20 protein-coding genes are annotated in these 18,788 nt (G+C 69.1%); 14 read left to right on the top strand and 6 right to left on the bottom strand.

What is annotated here, in order from left to right; all coding sequences use genetic code 11:
• The first annotated feature begins 62 nt into the window (after nt 1-62).
• Nucleotides 63-1,199: a DNA integrity scanning diadenylate cyclase DisA gene (disA, locus tag AB0D18_RS20470; RefSeq protein ID WP_362420198.1), complete on the top strand. Its 1,137-nt coding sequence runs from the start codon at nt 63-65 to the stop codon at nt 1,197-1,199.
• A 212-nt stretch (nt 1,200-1,411) separates the two neighbouring features.
• Here disA and AB0D18_RS20475 read toward each other — a convergent pair whose 3' ends face one another.
• Nucleotides 1,412-2,266 carry a hypothetical protein gene (locus tag AB0D18_RS20475; RefSeq protein WP_362420695.1) on the bottom strand — a complete coding sequence of 285 codons (855 nt, stop codon included), beginning with the start codon at nt 2,264-2,266 and terminating at the stop codon, nt 1,412-1,414.
• A gap of 194 nt (nt 2,267-2,460) precedes the next feature.
• Between AB0D18_RS20475 and AB0D18_RS20480 the strand changes: the two genes are divergently transcribed.
• The 6 genes from AB0D18_RS20480 to cseC all read left to right on the top strand — a co-directional run bounded on the left by AB0D18_RS20480 (nt 2,461) and on the right by cseC (nt 7,880).
• On the top strand, nt 2,461-3,099 hold the full coding sequence (locus AB0D18_RS20480; RefSeq protein ID WP_362420201.1) for a phosphatase PAP2 family protein: 639 nt from the start codon (nt 2,461-2,463) through the stop codon (nt 3,097-3,099).
• 117 nt (nt 3,100-3,216) lie between these two features.
• Nucleotides 3,217-4,197: an A/G-specific adenine glycosylase gene (locus tag AB0D18_RS20485; protein ID WP_362420203.1), complete on the top strand. Its 981-nt coding sequence runs from the start codon at nt 3,217-3,219 to the stop codon at nt 4,195-4,197.
• Between the two features lie 157 nt (nt 4,198-4,354).
• Nucleotides 4,355-4,921: a SigE family RNA polymerase sigma factor gene (locus tag AB0D18_RS20490; protein WP_362420206.1), complete on the top strand. Its 567-nt coding sequence runs from the start codon at nt 4,355-4,357 to the stop codon at nt 4,919-4,921.
• Nucleotides 4,909-5,754 (top strand): hypothetical protein, encoded by an 846-nt coding sequence (locus tag AB0D18_RS20495; protein WP_362420208.1) that lies wholly within the window; start codon nt 4,909-4,911, stop codon nt 5,752-5,754. Before AB0D18_RS20490 ends, AB0D18_RS20495 begins: the two co-directional genes overlap by 13 nt.
• Nucleotides 5,755-5,776: 22 nt before the next feature.
• On the top strand, nt 5,777-6,478 hold the full coding sequence (cseB, locus tag AB0D18_RS20500; RefSeq protein ID WP_362420211.1) for a two-component system response regulator CseB: 702 nt from the start codon (nt 5,777-5,779) through the stop codon (nt 6,476-6,478).
• 97 nt (nt 6,479-6,575) lie between these two features.
• Complete coding sequence (gene cseC, locus AB0D18_RS20505) at nt 6,576-7,880, top strand: two-component system sensor histidine kinase CseC (RefSeq protein WP_362420213.1); 1,305 nt, start codon at nt 6,576-6,578, stop codon at nt 7,878-7,880.
• Nucleotides 7,881-8,048: 168 nt separating this feature from the next.
• Here cseC and AB0D18_RS20510 read toward each other — a convergent pair whose 3' ends face one another.
• Nucleotides 8,049-9,611, bottom strand: coding sequence for an MDR family MFS transporter (locus AB0D18_RS20510; RefSeq protein WP_362420216.1), 1,563 nt, complete (start codon nt 9,609-9,611; stop codon nt 8,049-8,051).
• A 125-nt stretch (nt 9,612-9,736) separates the two neighbouring features.
• Between AB0D18_RS20510 and AB0D18_RS20515 the strand changes: the two genes are divergently transcribed.
• A complete protein-coding gene (locus tag AB0D18_RS20515; RefSeq protein WP_362420219.1) occupies nt 9,737-10,321 on the top strand; it encodes a helix-turn-helix domain-containing protein in 585 nt (194 codons plus the stop codon).
• A 22-nt stretch (nt 10,322-10,343) separates the two neighbouring features.
• On the opposite strand, the gene AB0D18_RS20520 is transcribed toward AB0D18_RS20515, so the two are convergent.
• Entirely contained in the window at nt 10,344-10,964 is a 621-nt protein-coding gene (locus AB0D18_RS20520) for a M23 family metallopeptidase (protein WP_362420222.1), read from the bottom strand.
• Nucleotides 10,965-11,465: 501 nt separating this feature from the next.
• On the opposite strand from AB0D18_RS20520, the gene AB0D18_RS20525 reads away from it, so the two are divergent.
• The 5 genes from AB0D18_RS20525 to AB0D18_RS20545 all read left to right on the top strand — a co-directional run bounded on the left by AB0D18_RS20525 (nt 11,466) and on the right by AB0D18_RS20545 (nt 14,147).
• Complete coding sequence (locus tag AB0D18_RS20525) at nt 11,466-11,897, top strand: hypothetical protein (RefSeq protein WP_362420225.1); 432 nt, start codon at nt 11,466-11,468, stop codon at nt 11,895-11,897.
• Nucleotides 11,894-12,139 (top strand): hypothetical protein, encoded by a 246-nt coding sequence (locus AB0D18_RS20530; RefSeq protein ID WP_362420228.1) that lies wholly within the window; start codon nt 11,894-11,896, stop codon nt 12,137-12,139. Before AB0D18_RS20525 ends, AB0D18_RS20530 begins: the two co-directional genes overlap by 4 nt.
• 83 nt (nt 12,140-12,222) lie before the next feature.
• On the top strand, nt 12,223-12,567 hold the full coding sequence (locus AB0D18_RS20535; protein ID WP_362420231.1) for a trypco2 family protein: 345 nt from the start codon (nt 12,223-12,225) through the stop codon (nt 12,565-12,567).
• Between the two features lie 12 nt (nt 12,568-12,579).
• Entirely contained in the window at nt 12,580-12,924 is a 345-nt protein-coding gene (locus AB0D18_RS20540; protein ID WP_362420234.1) for a hypothetical protein, read from the top strand.
• Entirely contained in the window at nt 12,921-14,147 is a 1,227-nt protein-coding gene (locus AB0D18_RS20545) for an NACHT domain-containing protein (protein ID WP_362420237.1), read from the top strand. The genes AB0D18_RS20540 and AB0D18_RS20545 overlap by 4 nt, the downstream gene beginning before the upstream one ends.
• Nucleotides 14,148-14,230: 83 nt before the next feature.
• Here the strand turns inward: AB0D18_RS20545 and AB0D18_RS20550 are convergent, their stop codons facing one another.
• Entirely contained in the window at nt 14,231-16,756 is a 2,526-nt protein-coding gene (locus AB0D18_RS20550; RefSeq protein WP_362420240.1) for an ATP-dependent Clp protease ATP-binding subunit, read from the bottom strand.
• Nucleotides 16,757-17,186: 430 nt separating this feature from the next.
• Between AB0D18_RS20550 and AB0D18_RS20555 the strand changes: the two genes are divergently transcribed.
• Nucleotides 17,187-17,783, top strand: a complete 597-nt coding sequence (locus AB0D18_RS20555; RefSeq protein ID WP_362420243.1) for an SCO3374 family protein — start codon at nt 17,187-17,189, stop codon at nt 17,781-17,783.
• On the opposite strand, the gene AB0D18_RS20560 is transcribed toward AB0D18_RS20555, so the two are convergent.
• Both AB0D18_RS20560 and AB0D18_RS20565 read right to left on the bottom strand, forming a co-directional pair.
• Nucleotides 17,762-18,094: an Lsr2 family protein gene (locus AB0D18_RS20560; protein ID WP_362420246.1), complete on the bottom strand. Its 333-nt coding sequence runs from the start codon at nt 18,092-18,094 to the stop codon at nt 17,762-17,764. The two genes, AB0D18_RS20555 and AB0D18_RS20560, sit on opposite strands and share 22 nt — an antisense overlap.
• Before the next feature lie 158 nt (nt 18,095-18,252).
• Nucleotides 18,253-18,783, bottom strand: a complete 531-nt coding sequence (locus tag AB0D18_RS20565) for an amino-acid N-acetyltransferase (RefSeq protein ID WP_362420249.1) — start codon at nt 18,781-18,783, stop codon at nt 18,253-18,255.
• Between the last annotated feature and the right edge of the window lie 5 nt (nt 18,784-18,788).

Raw genomic sequence — 18,788 nt, forward strand, 5'->3', positions numbered from 1 at the left:
AGGCGAAGTTGACCGTCCCGGGCAGGGGCGGACCGACCGTGACCCGTGACCGGAGGAGTGCAGTGGCAGCCAACGACCGGGCCTCATCACCCGGAAAGTCCGGCGGAGGCTCCAGCGCCGGCTCCGGCAACGAGGCCCAGATCCGCGCCTCGCTGAGCGCCGTCGCCCCCGGCATGGCGCTGCGCGACGGCCTGGAGCGGATCCTGCGCGGCAATACCGGCGGGCTGATCGTCCTCGGCATGGACAAGACCGTCGAGTCGATGTGTACGGGCGGCTTCGTCCTGGACGTCGAATTCACCGCGACGCGCCTGCGCGAGCTCTGCAAGCTCGACGGTGCGCTCATCCTCGACAAGGACATGACGAAGATCCTGCGGGCCGGCGTCCAGCTGGTCCCCGACGCGTCGATCCACACCGAGGAGACCGGCACCCGGCACCGCACGGCGGACCGCGTCTCCAAGCAGTGCCACTTCCCGGTGGTGTCGGTGTCCCAGTCGATGCGGCTGATCGCGCTGTACGTGAACGGAGAGCGCCGGGTCCTGGAAGAGTCGGCCGCGATCCTGTCGCGGGCGAACCAGGCGCTCGCCACCCTGGAGCGGTACAAGCTCCGCCTCGACGAGGTCGCCGGGACTCTCTCCGCGCTGGAGATCGAGGACCTGGTGACGGTCCGCGACGTCACGGCGGTCGCGCAGCGGCTGGAGATGGTGCGGCGGATCGCGACCGAAATCGCGGAGTACGTGGTCGAGTTGGGCACCGACGGGCGGCTCCTCTCCCTCCAGCTCGACGAGTTGATCGCCGGCGTCGAGCCGGAGCGTGAGCTGGTCGTACGGGACTACGTGCCGGAGCCGACGGCGAAGCGGTCGCGGACGGTGGCCGAGGCGCTGACGGAGCTGGACGCGCTCAGCCACAGCGAGCTGCTCGAACTGCCCACCGTGGCGCGGGCGCTGGGCTACAGCGGCTCGCCCGAGACCCTCGACTCGGCGGTCTCGCCGCGGGGTTACCGGCTCCTCGCCAAGGTCCCGCGACTCCCCGGGGCGATCATCGAGCGGCTGGTCGAGCACTTCGGCGGCCTGCAGAAGCTGCTGGCGGCAAGCGTGGACGACCTGCAGACGGTCGACGGGGTCGGCGAGGCGAGGGCCCGCTCCGTGCGGGAGGGACTCTCGCGACTGGCGGAGTCGTCCATCCTGGAGCGGTACGTGTAGCTGGGCGCGGGCGGTCGGGGCGGTCGCGAGCGCGTGCGGCCTGAGGGCGGGGCTCCGCGTGGGGGCCGCCCCCTTGCCCACCCGTCCCGCCCCCGGGGGGCGGCCCCGCTGCCCAAGGAGGCTGACTTAGGGGCGCGGGGAACTGCGCGATCAGCCACGACGCACCCGCACGACGACCACCAGGCCCGCCGCACCCGCACAATGCCCACCGGTCAGTCCTTCTCCAGGGAGATCGACGCCGGGATCTTCGCTCCGGTCAGTTCCACCACGTACGTGCCCGGCCCCACCTGCCCCCCCGTCGGCGCCTCGCACTTCGTCGCGTCGCTGCGGGTCCGGTCCCACTCGACCGCGTGCGTCACCGTCGTCTTCGCCGGGATCTGCAGCAGCAGCGACTTCGCGCCCTTGGGGCAGTCCTTCGAGGACCAGACCTTCTCGCTCTCGGCGTTCTTGATGGTCACGGTCGCCGCGTCCGGGCCGAAGTCCATCTTGCAGGCCGTGGCCGAGGTGTTCTTCGCGGTCAGTTCGAACTTCGGGTTCTTGTCGACGGGCACCCGGACCGGCACCGCACGGATCGTCAACTCCAGAGATCCCGGCACGCAGTTGGGAAGCGGCGAGTTCGCCGGAACCTGCTGCCCCGCACCCCCCGCACCCCCTGCGCCACCCGCACCGGCACCGCCGGCGCCACCCGCGCCGCCCGACGCCGCGTCGCCGCCGCCCGTAGCCCCGCCGGAGTCCGCCGCTCCGGACGAGGAGCCGTCCGAGGAGCCGTCCGAGGAGCCCTCCGAAGCGCTGCCGTCCGCATCGCCCCCGTCCGTACCGCCGTTGCCGCCCGTCGTCTCGCGGCCGCCCGGCTCGCCCGGGACCACGGGGCCGGTCCCGGAGGGGCCCGGGGTGATCGAGGCGGCGGGTGAGGGTCCGCCCTTCCCCTTGCCCGTCCTGTCGTCGTCTCCCCCGCCGGAGAGCACGACCCAGAGCACCAGCACCACCATCAGTGCCAGCAAGGACAGCCCGACGGCCCTCCGTCGCCAGTAAATGGAGGAGGGGAGCGGCCCGACTGGATTACGCATAGATCCCACGGCCCGAACTCTACGAGAGAAGGGACCCCAACTCCTGCCCCACCCGCCGCTGTCGCGGCATCTTTTGCCGATCATCATTCCGGATGAGGAGAACCGGCCCCCACTTTCGTCGTGGGCGGTCACCCACAGGAGTTGACGATCGACGATTGTGAACGCCACCCGTCCATTCCGTAACGTCTGGGGGCATGGACAGCAGCAGCGCGCTCTACCGCGCCATCCTCAACTTCGCGCACTCCACTCCCGGCTGGTTCCAGTACCTCGCCGAGATATGGACGGAGCTGGGGCTGCTGGTCTTCGCCGCCCTGTTCGTCGTCGTCTGGTGGCGGGCCCGCGGCGACAGTGCGGCGTCCGTCGCGGTCGCCGTGCTCGCGCCGCTGGCGACGGGGGTGATGTACGTGGCGAGTGAGCTCTTCAAGTCGTTCATCCACGAGGACCGGCCGTGCCGGGCCGTCGCCAGGGCCGCCCGGCCGCTGGTCGAGTGCCCGGCCGTCGGTGACTGGTCGTTCCCCAGCAACCACTCCGCCATCGCGGGCGCCGCGGCCGTCGGTCTTGTTCTGGCCTGGCCGCGGCTCGCGGTGTTCGTCGCGCCGATGGCCGTGCTGATGGCGTTCTCCCGGGTCTTCGTCGGCGTCCACTACCCGCACGACGTCCTGGCCGGCCTGCTGGTCGGCGGGATCGGCGCGGGGCTGCTGGTGTGGGGAGGCGCACGACTCGCGCAGGGACTGATCATGTCGATGCGGGCGAGCAGCGTCGGCCTGCTGCTCTGGTTCGCGGGCCCCGGCGGCGGACAGCGCGGCGGCCGCCGTGCGCGGAGCCTCACATGAGCCTTCTCGGAGCCTGACATCAGCCTTCTCGGAGCCTCACATCAGCTTTCTCGGAGCCTGACATGAGCTTGTCGTACGGCTGTCCGCACACCGTTTCGTGCCAGGATCGGAGGTGCTATGACTGCGACCACTGAGTTCAAGCCCCAGACCACGTCCGCCACCACGTCCGCCACCACGCCGTCCGCCACCACGTCGTCTGCCACCACGTCCGAGCCCGCTGCCGCGCTGCCCGTCCTGCACCCCGACGTCAACATCTGGTTCGAGGGCAATGCCCGTGACCTTCCCTGGCGGCGCCCCGAAGCGGGCCCGTGGGGTGTGATGGTCAGCGAGTTCATGCTCCAGCAGACGCCCGTCAGCCGGGTCCTTCCGGTGTACGAGCAGTGGGTGGCCCGCTGGCCGCGCCCCGCCGACCTGGCCGCCGAGCCGTCCGGCGAGGCCGTCCGCGCCTGGGGCCGGCTCGGCTACCCGCGCCGGGCCCTGCGCCTGCACGGCGCGGCCACCGCCATAACGGAACGGCACGGCGGCGACGTACCGTCCGAGCACAGCCAGCTCCTGTCGCTGCCCGGCATCGGCGAGTACACGGCCGCCGCCGTCGCCTCCTTCGCGTACGGACAACGGCACGCCGTCCTCGACACGAACGTGCGGCGGGTGATCGCGCGCGCGGTGACCGGCGCCGAGTACCCGCCGAACGCGACCACCGCCGCCGAGCGCAAGCTCGCCCGCGCACTGCTTCCCGAGGACACGGCGACGGCCGCCCGCTGGGCCGCCTCCTCGATGGAGCTCGGCGCGCTGGTGTGCACCGCGAAGAACCCGGAGTGCGGGCGCTGCCCGATCGCCGCGCAGTGCGCCTGGCTGCAGGCCGGGAAGCCTCCGCACGAGGGTCCGGCACGGCGTACGCAGACGTACGCGGGGACGGACCGGCAGGTGCGCGGGCGGCTCCTCGCCGTGCTGCGCGAGGCCGTGACTCCCGTACCGCAGAAGGATCTTGACGCGGTGTGGCACGAACCCGTGCAGCGGGCACGTGCCCTGGACGGGCTGGTCTCGGACGGTTTGGTGGAGCCGCTGACGGGCGGCGTCTACCGGCTTCCGCAGAGTTAAACCTCTTCCGGGCAACTCGTCGTTACACAACCGATGGACAGCCGTGCGTCCTCCGAGTGCTCACCCGCACAACCCCGTGACAACGCCTCCGTAACTTCGGATCCACAGGGGCAAACAGTCGGGAACCCCGGCTGGACACGGGACGGAGGCGGTTCGAATGGCGCACGGCGGCGAGGTGCTCGGATTCGAGGAGTACGTACGCACGCGGCAGGAGGCCCTGCTGCGCAGTGCCCGCCGTCTCGTTCCGGACCCGGTGGACGCACAGGACCTGCTCCAGACCGCACTGGCCCGTACGTACGGCCGCTGGGACGGCATAGAGGACAAGTCCCTCGCGGACGCCTACCTCCGGCGTGTCATGATCAACACGCGTACGGAGTGGTGGCGGGCCCGCAAGCTGGACGAGGTGCCCACCGAGCAGCTGCCCGACGCCCGCGTCGAGGACGGCACGGAGCAGCGCGCGGACCGCGCCCTGCTGATGGACATCCTCGGAGTGCTGGCGCCGAAGCAGCGCAGCGTGGTCGTATTGCGGCACTGGGAGCAGATGAGCACCGAGGAAACCGCTGCCGCACTGGGCATGTCTGCCGGTACGGTCAAGAGCACCCTGCACCGGGCGCTCGCCCGGCTCCGCCAGGAGCTGGAGAACCGCGACCTGGATGCCAGGGCTCTGGAGCGCGGCGACGGCGGAGTGCGGGGCGAACGGGGGCAGGAGCGGTGCGCGGCCTAGGCGGCGGTATCAGCAGCGAAAGCGGCAGCCTCAGCGGCACGAAGGACGGCAGCCGCGGCAGGGAACGGTCCCACCGGGGCGTACTGGCGGTGAGCGGAACGGCGATGGCCGGGCTCGCCGCCGTCGGCCTGTTCGCGGTCTCCTGCAGCGCGGGCGGCACGGGCACCCGGGACGAGGGGCCGGCCCGTTCGGACCCGGTCGCGGCGAAGGTCAACCCGACGCCGACCGCCAAGGGGGAGATGCCCTCGGCGGCGCCCCGGCGGGTGGATCCCGTCGAGCTCCTCAAGAACGACCCCAAGGTCAGCGAGTCCGTGAAGCGCGACCTCAAGCCGTGCGCGAAGGACATCTACCCGGTCGACGCCTCCTACGGCAGGGTCACCGCCAACACCGCGGACGACGTCGTCGTCAACGTGATGACCTGCGGGGACGCGGTCGGGATCGGCTCCTATGTGTTCCGCGAGGAGAATGGGCGCTACACGAACGTGTTCGTGGCGGAGGAACCGGCCGTGTACGCGGAGATCGACCGGGGCGACCTGGTGGTGACCCGTCCGGAGTACAAGAAGGGCGACCCGCTGGTGTTCCCGTCCGGCGAGGTGGTCGTGACGTACCGCTGGGCCGGGCACAAGTTCACCGAGCACGACAGGGTGGAGAACAGCTACAGCAAGGACATCGGCTACGGCGACGACGGCCGGAGCAGCAAGGAGCAGCTCGCGGAGCAGGACGCGAAGCGGAAGGCCGCGGGCGAGGCCGCCCGGGATGCCTCGCCCACGTCCACCGCCACTCCCTCCAGCGCTCCCGCCGCACCGCGCACCGCACCGCCGTCACAGAACTGACCGAGAGAGCAGAGAGCAGCCCATGGCCGATACCCACGTCCTGTTCGTCGAGGACGACGACGTGATCCGCGAGGCGACCCAGCTGGCGCTGGAGCGGGACGGGTTCACCGTCACCGCGATGCCGGACGGTCTGTCGGGCCTTGAGGCGTTCCGCGCGCAGCAGCCGGACATCGCGCTGCTGGACGTGATGCTGCCGGGGATGGACGGGGTCAGTCTGTGCCGCCGCATCCGTGACGAGTCGACCGTGCCGGTGATCATGCTGTCGGCGCGGGCCGACTCGATCGACGTGGTGCTCGGCCTGGAGGCCGGTGCCGACGACTACGTGACGAAGCCCTTCGACGGTTCGGTGCTGGTCGCGCGCATCCGTGCGGTGCTGCGCCGCTTCGGCCACGCGTCGGGCGGCGGAGCCCCGGAGCCGGTGCAGGACGGCGAGGGCGGTGGGCTGCTGACCTTCGGCGAGCTGGAGGTCGACACGGAGGGCATGGAGGTCCGCAGGAACGGCGAGCCGGTGGGGCTGACGCCGACCGAGATGCGGCTGCTCCTGGAGTTCTCCTCCGCGCCGGGCACGGTGCTCTCCCGCGACAAGCTGCTGGAGCGGGTCTGGGACTACGGCTGGGGCGGCGACACCCGTGTCGTGGACGTCCACGTGCAGCGGCTGCGTACGAAGATCGGCCAGGACCGGATCGAGACGGTCCGCGGCTTCGGCTACAAGTTGAAGGCGTGAGTCCGGTCCGATGACGAGCCACTCCGTATGAGGCACTCCGCATGAGGCACTCCGTACGAGCCATCCCGCATGAGGTACCCCGTATGAGGCACTCCGCATGAGGCGCTTCTCCCTGCGCACCGGCATCCGCTGGAAGATCAGTTGCGCCATCGCCGCCGTCAGCGCGCTCATCGCCGTCGCGCTCAGCCTCGTCGTGCACAATTCCGCCCGGGTCTCGATGCTCGACAACGCCCGTGACCTGCAGCTGGAGCGGCTCCAGTTCGCGCAGCGGCTGTTCGAGTCGTCCCGCGACCCGAAGGTCGGCTCCAAGCTCAACGACCCGGAGCTGCCCGCCGAGCTGCGCGCCAAGCTGGCGCACGGCCGGCGCGCCACCCACGTCCAGGAGGACCCGTACGGGGTGCCCGAGGTGTGGGCCGCGGTCCCCTATCCGGGCCACGACATCCTCTCCCTGCACACCCGCTTCCCCAACAACGCCCGTGTCGTGGAGGACCTCGACCGGTCCCTGGTGATCGCCTCGGTCGCCGTGGTCCTCGGCGGTTCCGTGCTCGGCATCCTCATCGGCGGCTCCATCTCGCGCCGTCTGCGCAAGGCCGCGTCCGCCGCCACCGACGTGGCGCACGGCAATACGCAGGTACGGGTGCTGGACGCGATCGGCGGTGTCGTACGGGACGAGACCGACGACCTGGCCCATGCCGTGGACGCCCTGACCGACGCCCTCCAGGAGCGCGTCGAGGCCGAGCGCCGGGTGACCGCCGACATCGCGCACGAGCTGCGCACCCCGGTCACCGGGCTGCTCACCGCCGCCGAACTGCTGCCGCCGGGACGCCCCACCGAGCTCGTACGGGACCGGGCGCAGGCGCTGCGGACACTGGTCGAGGACGTACTGGAGGTGGCGCGTCTCGACAGTGCGGCCGAGCGGGCGGAGATGCAGGAGATCGCGCTCGGCGAGTTCGTCTCGCGCCGGGTCACCTCGCTGTACCCCGACGCGGTCGTCACGGTCGTGCACGAGAGCCATGTGAACACCGACCCGCGCCGGCTGGAACGCATCATCGGCAACCTCCTCGGCAACGCCGCCAAGCACGGGAAGCCCCCGTTCGAGGTGTCCGTCGAGGGCCGGGTCGTGCGGGTGCGCGACCACGGCAAGGGCTTCCCTGCGGATCTGCTGCGCGAGGGGCCGAGCCGGTTCCGTACCGGATCCAGCGACAGGGCAGGCCAGGGGCACGGCCTTGGACTGACCATCGCCGCAGGTCAGGCCAAGGTGCTCGGGGCGAGGCTGACGTTCCGCAACGCGCAGGTGGACGGCGGGGCGATCGCCGTCCTGTGGCTTCCGGAGCACGCGCCGACGGCGACGGGGAGCTTCCCGATCGTCAACCTGGCGGATCTGCCACCGCGCCGGAGGTAGCGGCAGGACTTCGGGCCCGGTGCTTCCGGCATCCGGCTCAGCGCTTCGGGCCCGGTGCTTCCGGCTCAGCGCTTCGAGCCCAGTGCTTTCGGTTACGGGGAAGGGGCCCGCGGCGTGCTGCCGCGGGCCCCTCCCCCGTAACCCTCGAACCGAAGCCGCTACCGCGGCCTAGGCCCTGGCGGACTCCGCGGTCTTCTGCGGGCCCGCGCCCTTGAGCATGACTTCCTTGACGAAGAACGCCGCCACGAACGCGACCAGCGCGATGCCCGCACCCAGCAGGAACGCCCCGTGCGTGCCGGACGAGACGGCGAACTGATACATCTCGCGCATCTTCTCCGGCAGCTTGGCCAGGCTCGCCGCGTCCAGCGCCGCACCCTTCGGCAGTCCGCCGGCCGAGGCGCCCTGGGCGACCATCGAGTCCGTGACCCGGGCGGTGAACAGCGCGCCCATCACCGAGACGCCGAAGGAGCTGCCGAGCGTACGGAAGAGGGTGGTGGACGAGGAGGCGACGCCCATGTCCTTGGGCTCGACGCTGTTCTGCGCGACCAGCATCGTGATCTGCATCAGGAAGCCCATGCCCGCACCGAGGACCGCCATGTAGATCCCGGAGGTGAGGCGGTTGGTGTCGGTGTCCATCTGGGCGAGGAGGAAGAGGCCGGCCGTGATCAGCCCGCCGCCGATGATCGGGAAGATCTTGTACTTGCCGGTGCTGGTGGTGAGCCGGCCGACGACCAGCGAGACGACCATCATCGACAGCAGCATGGGCAGCAGGAGCAGCCCGGAGTTGGTGGCCGACGCGCCCTGTACGGACTGCTGGAACAGCGGCAGGTAGAGGACCGCACCGAACATCACAAAGCCGACGATGAAGCCGAGCACCGACATGAGGGTGAAGTTCCGGTTGCGGAAGATGTGCAGCGGAATGATCGGCTCCGCCGCCTTCGTCTCCACGAACAGGAAGCTCACGATCGCGAGGACCCCGACGGCCGCGAGGCCCAGGATCTGCCCCGAACCCCAGGCGTACTCACTGCCGCCCCAGGTCGTGACCAGCACGATCGCGGTGATGCCGATGGTCAGCAGACCGGCGCCCAGGTAGTCGATCTTCGCCTTGCTGCGCTCCTTCTTGGGGAGGTGCAGCACGGTGGCGACCATCGCGAGGGCGACCGCGCCGAGCGGCACGTTGATGTAGAAGGACCAGCGCCAGCCGAGGCCGTCGGTGAGGGCGCCGCCGACCAGCGGGCCGCCGATCATGGCGAGCGCCATCACGCCGGCCATCATGCCCTGGTACTTGCCGCGCTCACGCGGCGGAATCAAGTCTCCGACGATCGCCATCACGCCGACCATCAGACCGCCGGCACCCAGTCCCTGGATGGCCCGGAAGCCGATCAGCTGGCCCATGTCCTGGGCCATTCCGCTGAGTACGGAGCCGAGGACGAAGATGACGATCGAGGTGAGGAAGATGCCCTTGCGGCCGTAGATGTCGCCGAGCTTGCCCCAGATGGGGGTGGAGGCGGCGGTGGCGAGCGTATAGGCGGTGACCACCCAGGAGAGGTGCTCCAGACCGCCGAGCTCGCCGACGATGGTCGGCATCGCGGTGCCGATGATCATGTTGTCCAGCATCGCGAGCAGCATGGCGATCATGAGTGCAAGGAGAACCACGCGCACACTGCGCGGCTGTTTCCCTTCCTTCTCCGCCGTGGGTGTCTCTGGTGCCAGTTGCCCCGTGGTCGTCATGTCCCGCTCCCCTTTGGTACTTACTTGCCGCCCGGCAAGTTGGCTACACTTCAGGAAGTTAGACCCCTAACTTGCCGGGCGTCAAGTAAGTTCCGGTGACTTGAACAAGCCTTGGGAGTGCGTCGATGAGCAGCAGCGCCAGCGGAACGAGCCGACCGCGCCGGGGTGATACGCGTCAGCGCATTCAGGACGTGGCGCTGGAGCTGTTCGCGGAGCACGGGTACGAGAAGACCTCGCTGCGGGAGATCGCCGAGCAACTCGATGTGACCAAGGCGGCGCTGTACTACCACTTCAAGACCAAGGAAGACATCCTGATCAGCCTCTTCGAGGACCTGACCCGTCCGATGGACGAGCTGATCGAGTGGGGCGAGAACCAGCCACGCACGCTGGACACCAAGAAGGAGCTGCTGACCCGCTACAGCGCCGCGCTGAACAACGCGGGCCCCCTCTTCCGCTTCATGCAGGAGAACCAGGCGACGGTACGCGACCTGAGCATCGGCAACAGCTTCAAGGAGCGGATGTTCCGGATGATGGCCCTGATGCGGACGCCCGACGGGCCGCTGATCAACCAGGTCAGGTGCATGAGCGCGCTGTTCACCATGCACGCGGGGCTGTTCGCGCTGAAAGACGTCGAAGGCGACTTCGAGGACAAGCAGAAGGCCGTCCTCGAAGTCGCCATCGAGCTGATCACGCAGGCCGATTCGGCCTGACTTCGCGATCCGGGCACCGGGGTCAGACGCTCACGCCGACCGAGCGCAGGTAGGCGACCGGGTTGATCGAGGAGCCGTAGTTCGGGCTCGTACGGATCTCGAAGTGCAGGTGCGGGCCGGAGGAGTTTCCGGTGTTGCCGGACAGGGCTATCGACTTCCCGGCCGCGACGTGCTGGCCGACGTGGACCTTGATCCGGGACAGGTGGGCGTACTGCGAGTACGTGTTGTTGGCGTGCTTCACGACGATCGCGTTGCCGTACGCGGGGCCATCGCCGCCGCCGTTCGGGCCCGCCTTGACGACGGTGCCGGCCGCGGCGGCCTTGACGGTGGTACCGATCGGCACCGCGAAGTCCTGGCCGGAGTGCTTGTGGGCCCACATGCCGCCGCCCTTGCCGTACGTGGCGGAGAGGGCGTAGCGCTGGACCGGCTTGGCCCACGCCTTCGCCTTGGCGGCCTTCTTCTTCTCGGCCTTCGCCGCAGCGGCGGCCTTCGCGGGAGCGGCGGCCTTCGCCGGAGCTGCGGCCTTCGCGGGTACCGAAGTCCCTGCGGCGAAGGCGCTGCCGGCTCCGGCCACGCACGCCGCACCGACCGTGGTGGCGACGAGAGCGGTACGGATCCGGTGGGATGTGGCGCGCTTCGACATACGGGCAATACCTCCGGAAGTGACTGAACCCGGCGGGTTCGCCGGGCTTGCTCCACATTGGTAACCCGCCCGGGTCCGGAGCCCCAAACCACCTCATTACTACGCAGCCTCGTAGCGGGATCGGCGCAATTCCGCTATTTGACGCCGTGCGGGGCCCTCCTGCGCACTGCGAAAAATCTTGGACGGAGCAGGTTTACGTCCTAGCCAGAACGTCCCGATTCGGACATGAGCCCCTGCTCCGCGGCGGTCCCGAGCTCTTGTCCGGGGCGCCCGCACACCCCTCCCCCAAGATCCCGCCGGCGGTCCGGGCCGGGCCACTATTCCTCCTAGTAGGCGGGGAAACCCCTGTGCGCCTTGTCACGGGCGCACGCCGCTCCACTTCCGTACTCGGGCTCCGTACGGGCCGATACGGCGTCAATCGGGCACCTCGCACCCACTCATACGGACGACGAGTCGGCGTTTCCCTCACCCGTTCGCTCCTCGTGCGCAAGTCTCCATCGCATGAGGGGCGTCGGCGTACCGTGGTGGCGGAGAACCGTGCTGGCCGGACCGGAGGGGCACTGGATGGGTGAGGACCGCAGGGGCGAGAGCAGCACCACCACCGGCAACACCAGCACAGGCAGCAGCACCAGCACCAGCACCAGCACCGAGATCATCTGGCACACGGTCGTCAGCGGCCGGCGGATCGACCTCCCCGCCACGCTCCCCACCATCCGCGCCGCCCTCACCGCCGCCCAGGCCGCCGACCTGGACGCAGAGATCGCCCGCACTCCGGCGCTCGACCTCCCCTTAGTACTGGCCCGCTGGGCGCTGGCCCCGACGAATGCCGCCGAGGAGGACGAGGCCGTGTTCGCCCGCCTCGCGACCGGCGACTTCTCGGACTGTGTGGCCGCCTCGTCCGACGAGCCCCGACCCCGTCCGGAAGCCTCATGACGCGTCTGCGCATCCAGTACGCCCCGGCCGCGGAAACGGCCCGGCACGCGATGCACCCCGACCTCCGCCAACGCTTCGAGTACTCGATGCGCGCGCTCGCCAAGGACCCGTACGGCCAGGGCACGAGAGACGTGAAGGGCGAGAAGGACCGGCGCCAGGGGGTCGCGGGCGGGGCGGTGGTCGTCTACTACGTGAGCGCGGCGGTGCTGGTGGTGACGGTGGTACGGATCGTGCACGCGTGAATCACCCGCCACGGGAACCGGAACACCTCCCAACCCCGTTGTAGGAGTGAGCAGTTCACGCCACTCAGCCCAGGGGGACCTCCATGGCCAACGCCTCGCACGAATTCGACGGCATCGAGCTGGCGGACGCGGTCGAGTCGGTCCGCAACCAGCTGCTGCGGGCCGCCGCGCGCTCGGCGGGCAAGGAGATCACGTTCGCCGTCGGCGACATCCAGATGGAGTTCACGGTGGAACTCCGCAAGGAGATCAAGGGCGGGACGAAGGTCAAGGCGTGGGTGGTGGAGGCGGGCGCGGACGCGGCGCGCTCCACGGGGCGTACGCACAAGGTGTCGCTGACGCTGAAGCCGAAGATGCGGTCGACGGGGGGCTCGGTGGACGTGGGCAATGACGCTCCGGCCGACCTGGGCGACTTCGGCGAGGTGGAGTGAGAGGTCACCGCCATGAGCATCGACCACGCCTGCGCGGCCGTCGCGGTCCTCGGTGCACGGCAGGGCAGCGGTGTGCTCCTCGGCAGGGCCGTCCTGACCTGCTCGCACGTCATCGGGGACAACCTCCGGGCCCCGGTGGAGGTCGCCCACCCGAATCATCGAGGCACCCGGCGCTACAGCGTGGTCTGGCGCAGCCGTGCGCTCGACGCCGCCCTGCTGACCCGGGACGGCTCCGAGCAGCGCGCCTGGCACCACGACGCCCGGCCGGGCAGCCCCGACACCCCCAGTCCGCTCCCAGGCTGCGAGATCGTCGGACGGCTGGGCCCGGCGCGTACTGAAGGCGGGGCCGTGCGTTGATCCTGGTCGACGGCCTCGACGAGGTCTCCCAGGACGACCGCGAGGACGCCCACGCCTGGCTCTCGGAGCTCCTCGCCCGCTACCCGGACAACCGCTGCATCGTCACGTCCCGCCCGCTCGCCGTCGACCCGGGCTGGCTCGGCTCCGAAGGCTTCGAAGAATTACGCCTTCTCCCCATGCGGAACGACGACATCCAGTCCTTTGTCGCCGCCTGGCACCAGGCCGCCCGCCTCAGTGCCTCCGCCGCCCAGGAGGACCTGTGCGGCCTGGAGCGCGATCTCGCCCGCCAGTTCCGCCGGAATCCGGCCCTCGCCGACCTCGCCCGCACTCCGCTGCTCTGTGCGGTGATCTGCGCGGTCCACCGGGTCCGCCAGGGATTCCTGCCGGAAACGCGCTGGGCCCTCTACCAATCAGCCCTGAACATGCTCCTCGGCAACCGCGACAAACGCCGCAAGATCGGCTCGCCCGAGGGCATCGACATGACCATCGAGGAACACACCCAACTCCTGCAGCGGATAGCGATCTGGCAGGTCCGCGGCGGACAAACGGAATTCACCCGTCTCCAGGCCGTACGTCAGCTCCAGCCGGCCCTCGCCGGAATGGAACGCGTCCGCACCCAGGGCTCCTCCGACGCGATCCTCACGCACCTGGTCAACCGGACCGGTCTCCTCCAGGAACGTACCGACGACTTCTTCCAATTCACCCACCGCACATTCCAGGATTTCCTGGCCGCACGGGAATTCGTCGAGGGAGATCATCTTGAGGAACTCCTGTTGCGCGCGGAGAACCCGCAGTGGGAGGACGTCATCCTCCTCGCGGCCGGCCACTGCAACCGCCGGGAAATCCACCGGCTGCTCACCGGCCTCCTGGAAGTGGGCACCCGCCCCGTCCTGACCGCCCTGTGCGCCCAGCACGCCACGTTCCTCGACGAAACCCTGGCCCGCCACGTCCGCAACCAGCTCGCCATGGTCGTCCCGCCCGCAGGCAACGACCACGCCGCCCAGCTCGCCCGGGTGGGCCCGTCCGTGCTCCCGTTGCTGCCCCCGCCCGAGGAGCTGAGTGCGACCCATGCCTTCTTCACGGCACGGCTGCTCCCCCAGATCGGCGGCCCCGAAGCCTGTGCGTACGCGGCCCGGCTCATCGAGTGTGCCGACGAGGAGTCCGCCGAGGGACTCGGCACGGTGCGCCGGCTGTCCGCGTTCGTACGCGAGCAGCAGCAATAAAGGGGCTGGCCCCGGGAACCGTACGGTTCCCGGGGCCAGCCCCTTCACACGCTCACCTCAGCGCAAGCGCCGAGCGTCGCGCGTTACGCGTCCTTCGTCATGTTCGGCCCGTTGCCACCGGCAGCGGACTCGATCGGCGGGGCGTCCGGCAGGGCTGCCTTCTCCTCGCCGCGGAAGGTGAACTCCTTCGCGTCACCCTCGCCCTCGGTGCCGACGACCACGATGTGACCGGGGCGCAGCTCACCGAAGAGGATCTTCTCGGAGAGGATGTCCTCGATCGAGCGCTGGATCGTCCGGCGCAGCGGCCGGGCGCCCATCACGGGGTCGTAGCCCTTCTTGGCGAGCAGCGACTTGGCTTCCGAGCTCAGCTCGATGCCCATGTCGCGGTCCTTGAGACGCTCGTCCACCTTGGCGATCATGAGGTCGACGATCTGGATGATGTCTTCCTCGGTCAGCTGGTGGAAGACGACCGTGTCGTCGACACGGTTGAGGAACTCGGGCCTGAAGTGCTGCTTGAGCTCTTCGTTGACCTTCGTCTTCATCCGCTCGTAGTTCGTCTTGACGTCGCCCTGGGCGGCGAAGCCCAGGTTGAAGCCCTTCGAGATGTCCCTCGTACCCAGGTTGGTCGTCATGATGATGACCGTGTTCTTGAAGTCCACGACGCGGCCCTGGGAGTCGGTCAGACGACCGTCCTCCAGGATCTGCAGCAGGGAGTTGAAGATGTCCGGGTGGGCCTTCTCGACCTCGTCGAAGAGGACGACCGAGAACGGCTTGCGGCGCACCTTCTCCGTCAGCTGGCCGCCCTCTTCGTAGCCCACGTAACCGGGGGGCGAACCGAAGAGACGCGAGACCGTGTGCTTCTCGCTGAACTCCGACATGTCGAGGGAGATCAGTGCGTCCTCGTCGCCGAAGAGGAACTCGGCGAGCGTCTTGGACAGCTCGGTCTTACCGACACCGGAAGGACCGGCGAAGATGAACGAGCCACCGGGACGCTTCGGGTCCTTCAGACCGGCCCGCGTACGGCGGATCGCCTGCGAGAGGGCCTTGATGGCGTCCTTCTGACCGATGACGCGCTTGTGCAGCTCGTCCTCCATGCGGAGCAGTCGCGAGGACTCCTCCTCGGTCAGCTTGAAGACCGGGATGCCGGTCGCGGTCGCCAGGACCTCGGCGATGAGCTCGCCGTCGACCTCGGCGACGACGTCCATGTCGCCGGCCTTCCACTCCTTCTCCCGCTTGGCCTTCGCGGCGAGGAGCTGCTTCTCCTTGTCACGCAGGGAGGCGGCCTTCTCGAAGTCCTGCGAGTCGATCGCCGACTCCTTGTCCCTGCGGACATTGGCGATCTTCTCGTCGAACTCGCGGAGGTCCGGCGGCGCGGTCATCCGGCGGATGCGCATTCGCGATCCGGCCTCGTCGATCAGGTCGATCGCCTTGTCCGGGAGGAAGCGGTCCGAGATGTACCGGTCCGCCAGCGTCGCCGCCTGGACGAGGGCCTCGTCCGTGATGGAGACGCGGTGGTGGGCCTCGTAGCGGTCGCGCAGGCCCTTGAGGATCTCGATGGTGTGCGGGAGCGAGGGCTCCGCCACCTGGATCGGCTGGAAGCGGCGCTCGAGAGCGGCGTCCTTCTCCAGGTGCTTGCGGTACTCGTCGAGCGTGGTGGCACCGATGGTCTGGAGCTCACCGCGGGCCAGCATCGGCTTCAGGATCGAAGCCGCGTCGATCGCGCCCTCTGCGGCACCCGCGCCGACGAGCGTGTGCAGCTCGTCGATGAACAGGATGATGTCGCCGCGGGTGCGGATCTCCTTGAGGACCTTCTTCAGCCGCTCCTCGAAGTCACCGCGGTAGCGGGAACCGGCGACGAGCGCGCCCAGGTCGAGGGTGTAGAGGTGCTTGTCCTTGAGGGTCTCGGGCACCTCGCCCTTGACGATGGCCTGCGCCAGTCCCTCGACGACGGCGGTCTTGCCGACGCCGGGCTCGCCGATGAGGACCGGGTTGTTCTTCGTACGGCGGGACAGCACCTGCATGACCCGCTCGATCTCCTTCTCGCGCCCGATGACCGGGTCGAGCTTGGACTCACGAGCGGCCTGGGTGAGGTTCCGGCCGAACTGGTCGAGCACCAGGGACGTCGAGGGCGTGCCCTCGGCAGGTCCGCCGGCGGCGGCGGTCTCCTTGCCCTGGTAGCCGGAGAGCAGCTGGATGACCTGCTGCCGCACCCGGTTCAGATCGGCGCCCAGCTTCACCAGGACCTGGGCGGCGACGCCCTCGCCCTCGCGAATGAGGCCGAGCAGGATGTGCTCGGTGCCGATGTAGTTGTGGCCGAGCTGGAGGGCCTCGCGGAGCGAAAGCTCCAGGACCTTCTTCGCACGCGGGGTGAAGGGAATGTGACCGGACGGAGCCTGCTGCCCCTGACCGATGATCTCCTCGACCTGCTGGCGAACCGCCTCAAGCGAAATGCCGAGGCTCTCCAGGGCCTTAGCGGCGACACCCTCACCCTCGTGGATCAAACCCAGGAGGATGTGCTCGGTGCCGATGTAGTTGTGGTTGAGCATCCGGGCTTCTTCCTGAGCCAGGACGACAACCCGCCGCGCGCGGTCGGTGAACCTCTCGAACATCGTTATTCGCTCCTCAGAGCGGTCGGGCAGTTAAGGGGTCGGTCCCCTCCCTGTCCTTCCGCATGCTAGTCCCGCGGGGCGGGACAGCTCATTCCAACTGCCGACACCCGTTCTTGCCTCCCGGCCTGAACAGCCGACAACTACGTCAACTCGATGGTGCGAGACGATGTTCCCGCAGGCCAAGCAGTTACCCCTTTCGCCACTACGCCGATGGCGAACGTGGGACCGCTTTGCGTGCGTGTCGCCCCTCCCCACTAGGACTGTCTTACCCGCAAGCACTGACACTCCATGCGGCGCACGCCGGTTCCCTCAGCTACGGGCGAACATCCTTGCGCCGCCGGATGCGCTCGTACGCCCCCATTTCCCCCACGGAGCGCATCCGTCCACCGACACAGCGTAACCACCTGTCGTTTCGGGAGTTGCTCCGGGCATGGTTCCCACCGTTCCCCACCCCCGGCCGGCGCTGTCCGCCCGCACCGCCGCGCCGTGGGCCCCCTGGTACGAGGACGAGCTCGGCTGGGCGACGGTCACCGCTCCCGGGGAACCGGTTCTGCTGCGCACCGGCCTGCGGTTCGACGTACTGGAGCTGCCGGCCGCCGCCGGCCACGCCGTACTGCGCCGGGTCGGGCCCACCGGGCCCGTCGCGCTGCTGGGGCAGCGGATGCGGCTGTTCGTCGCCGCGGGGAGCGCCGACGAGGTGCCGTCACTCCTGGAGTGGCTGGAGTGGGGCTCCGTCGCCCTGGATCTGCGGGCGATCGGAACGGGCGGCCTGATCGCCGCTCCCGCCCCGCCCGGAACGGCGCCGTCCGCAGCGGGCGGGGCCGCACTGTGGCTGCGGCCCCCGGTACCGGGAGGCGAGTGGGAACATTCGCTTCCGGTATTCGCCGGCATCGGGGACCGCGGAGCCGCCCCCGATCTCGTACGCCTTGTGGCCGCAGCGGCGACTGAATGCCACCGGGCCCGTTTGTCCCACGTGAATACAGGACTGCCAAAAGAACGGCAGACTCAGCCGTTGGCCTTCTCGTAGGCCTCACGCACGTGGCCGGGGACGCGGCCGCGGTCGTTCACGTCGTAGTCGTTCTCCTTGGCCCACTTGCGGATCTCGGCCGTGTTCTGGCTGCCACCGGAAACGGTGCGCGCCTTCCCACGACCCGCAGCGCGGCCACCCGTACGACGGCCGTTCTTCGTGTACGGGTCGAGCAGCCCGCGGAGCTTCTCCGCGTTCGCGGTGGTGAGGTCGATCTCATAGGTCTTGCCGTCCAGAGCGAACGTCACCGTCTCGTTCGCCTCGACGCCGTCGAGGTCGTCAACAAGAAGGACCTGAACCTTCTGTGCCACCGGATTTCCTTTCATCGAAAATGCAGTACGCGGAAAGGAAACCGCTTTTCTTGGGAAAACACAAACCCCTGTCCGATGTTCAGTACCCCGAGAACACGGGAAACGTGCGCGTTTCGGACATAGGGTTACGGGCTTCACAGGGAGCTTGAGAGACCTGTTCAGAGGTGCAGAAGCATCCGGCTGTTGCCCAAGGTGTTGGGCTTCACTCGTTCGAGACCGAGGAACTCCGCCACGCCTTCGTCATTGGAGCGCAGCAGCTCGCTGTAGACATCTCCGTCGACCGGGGCCTCCCCGATCTCCACGAAGCCGTGCTTCACGAAGAACTCGACTTCGAAGGTCAGGCAGAATACCCGGCGTACTCCGATCCAGCGGGCGGTCTGCAGGAGTTTGTCCAGTACTTGGTGTCCCACTCCGGAGCCCTTGAAGCCGGGATCGACGGCGAGAGTGCGTACTTCGGCGAGGTCTTCCCACATGACGTGCAGCGCGCCGCAGCCGATCACCCTGGCGTCCTCGTCGCGTTCCGCGACCCAGAACTCCTGGATGTCCTCGTAAAGCGTCACGTTCGCTTTGTCGAGGAGGATGCTCTGCCGGGCGTAGGCGTCCACAAGGGCGCGGACGGATGGCACATCACTGGTACGTGCCCGCCGGACGGTGATGGCTTTTGCCGACGCAATACGATCTGGGGCCATGCCCG

Origin of the sequence: Streptomyces sp. NPDC048442, assembly GCF_040651475.1 — a bacterium.
Lineage (GTDB): Bacteria > Actinomycetota > Actinomycetes > Streptomycetales > Streptomycetaceae > Streptomyces.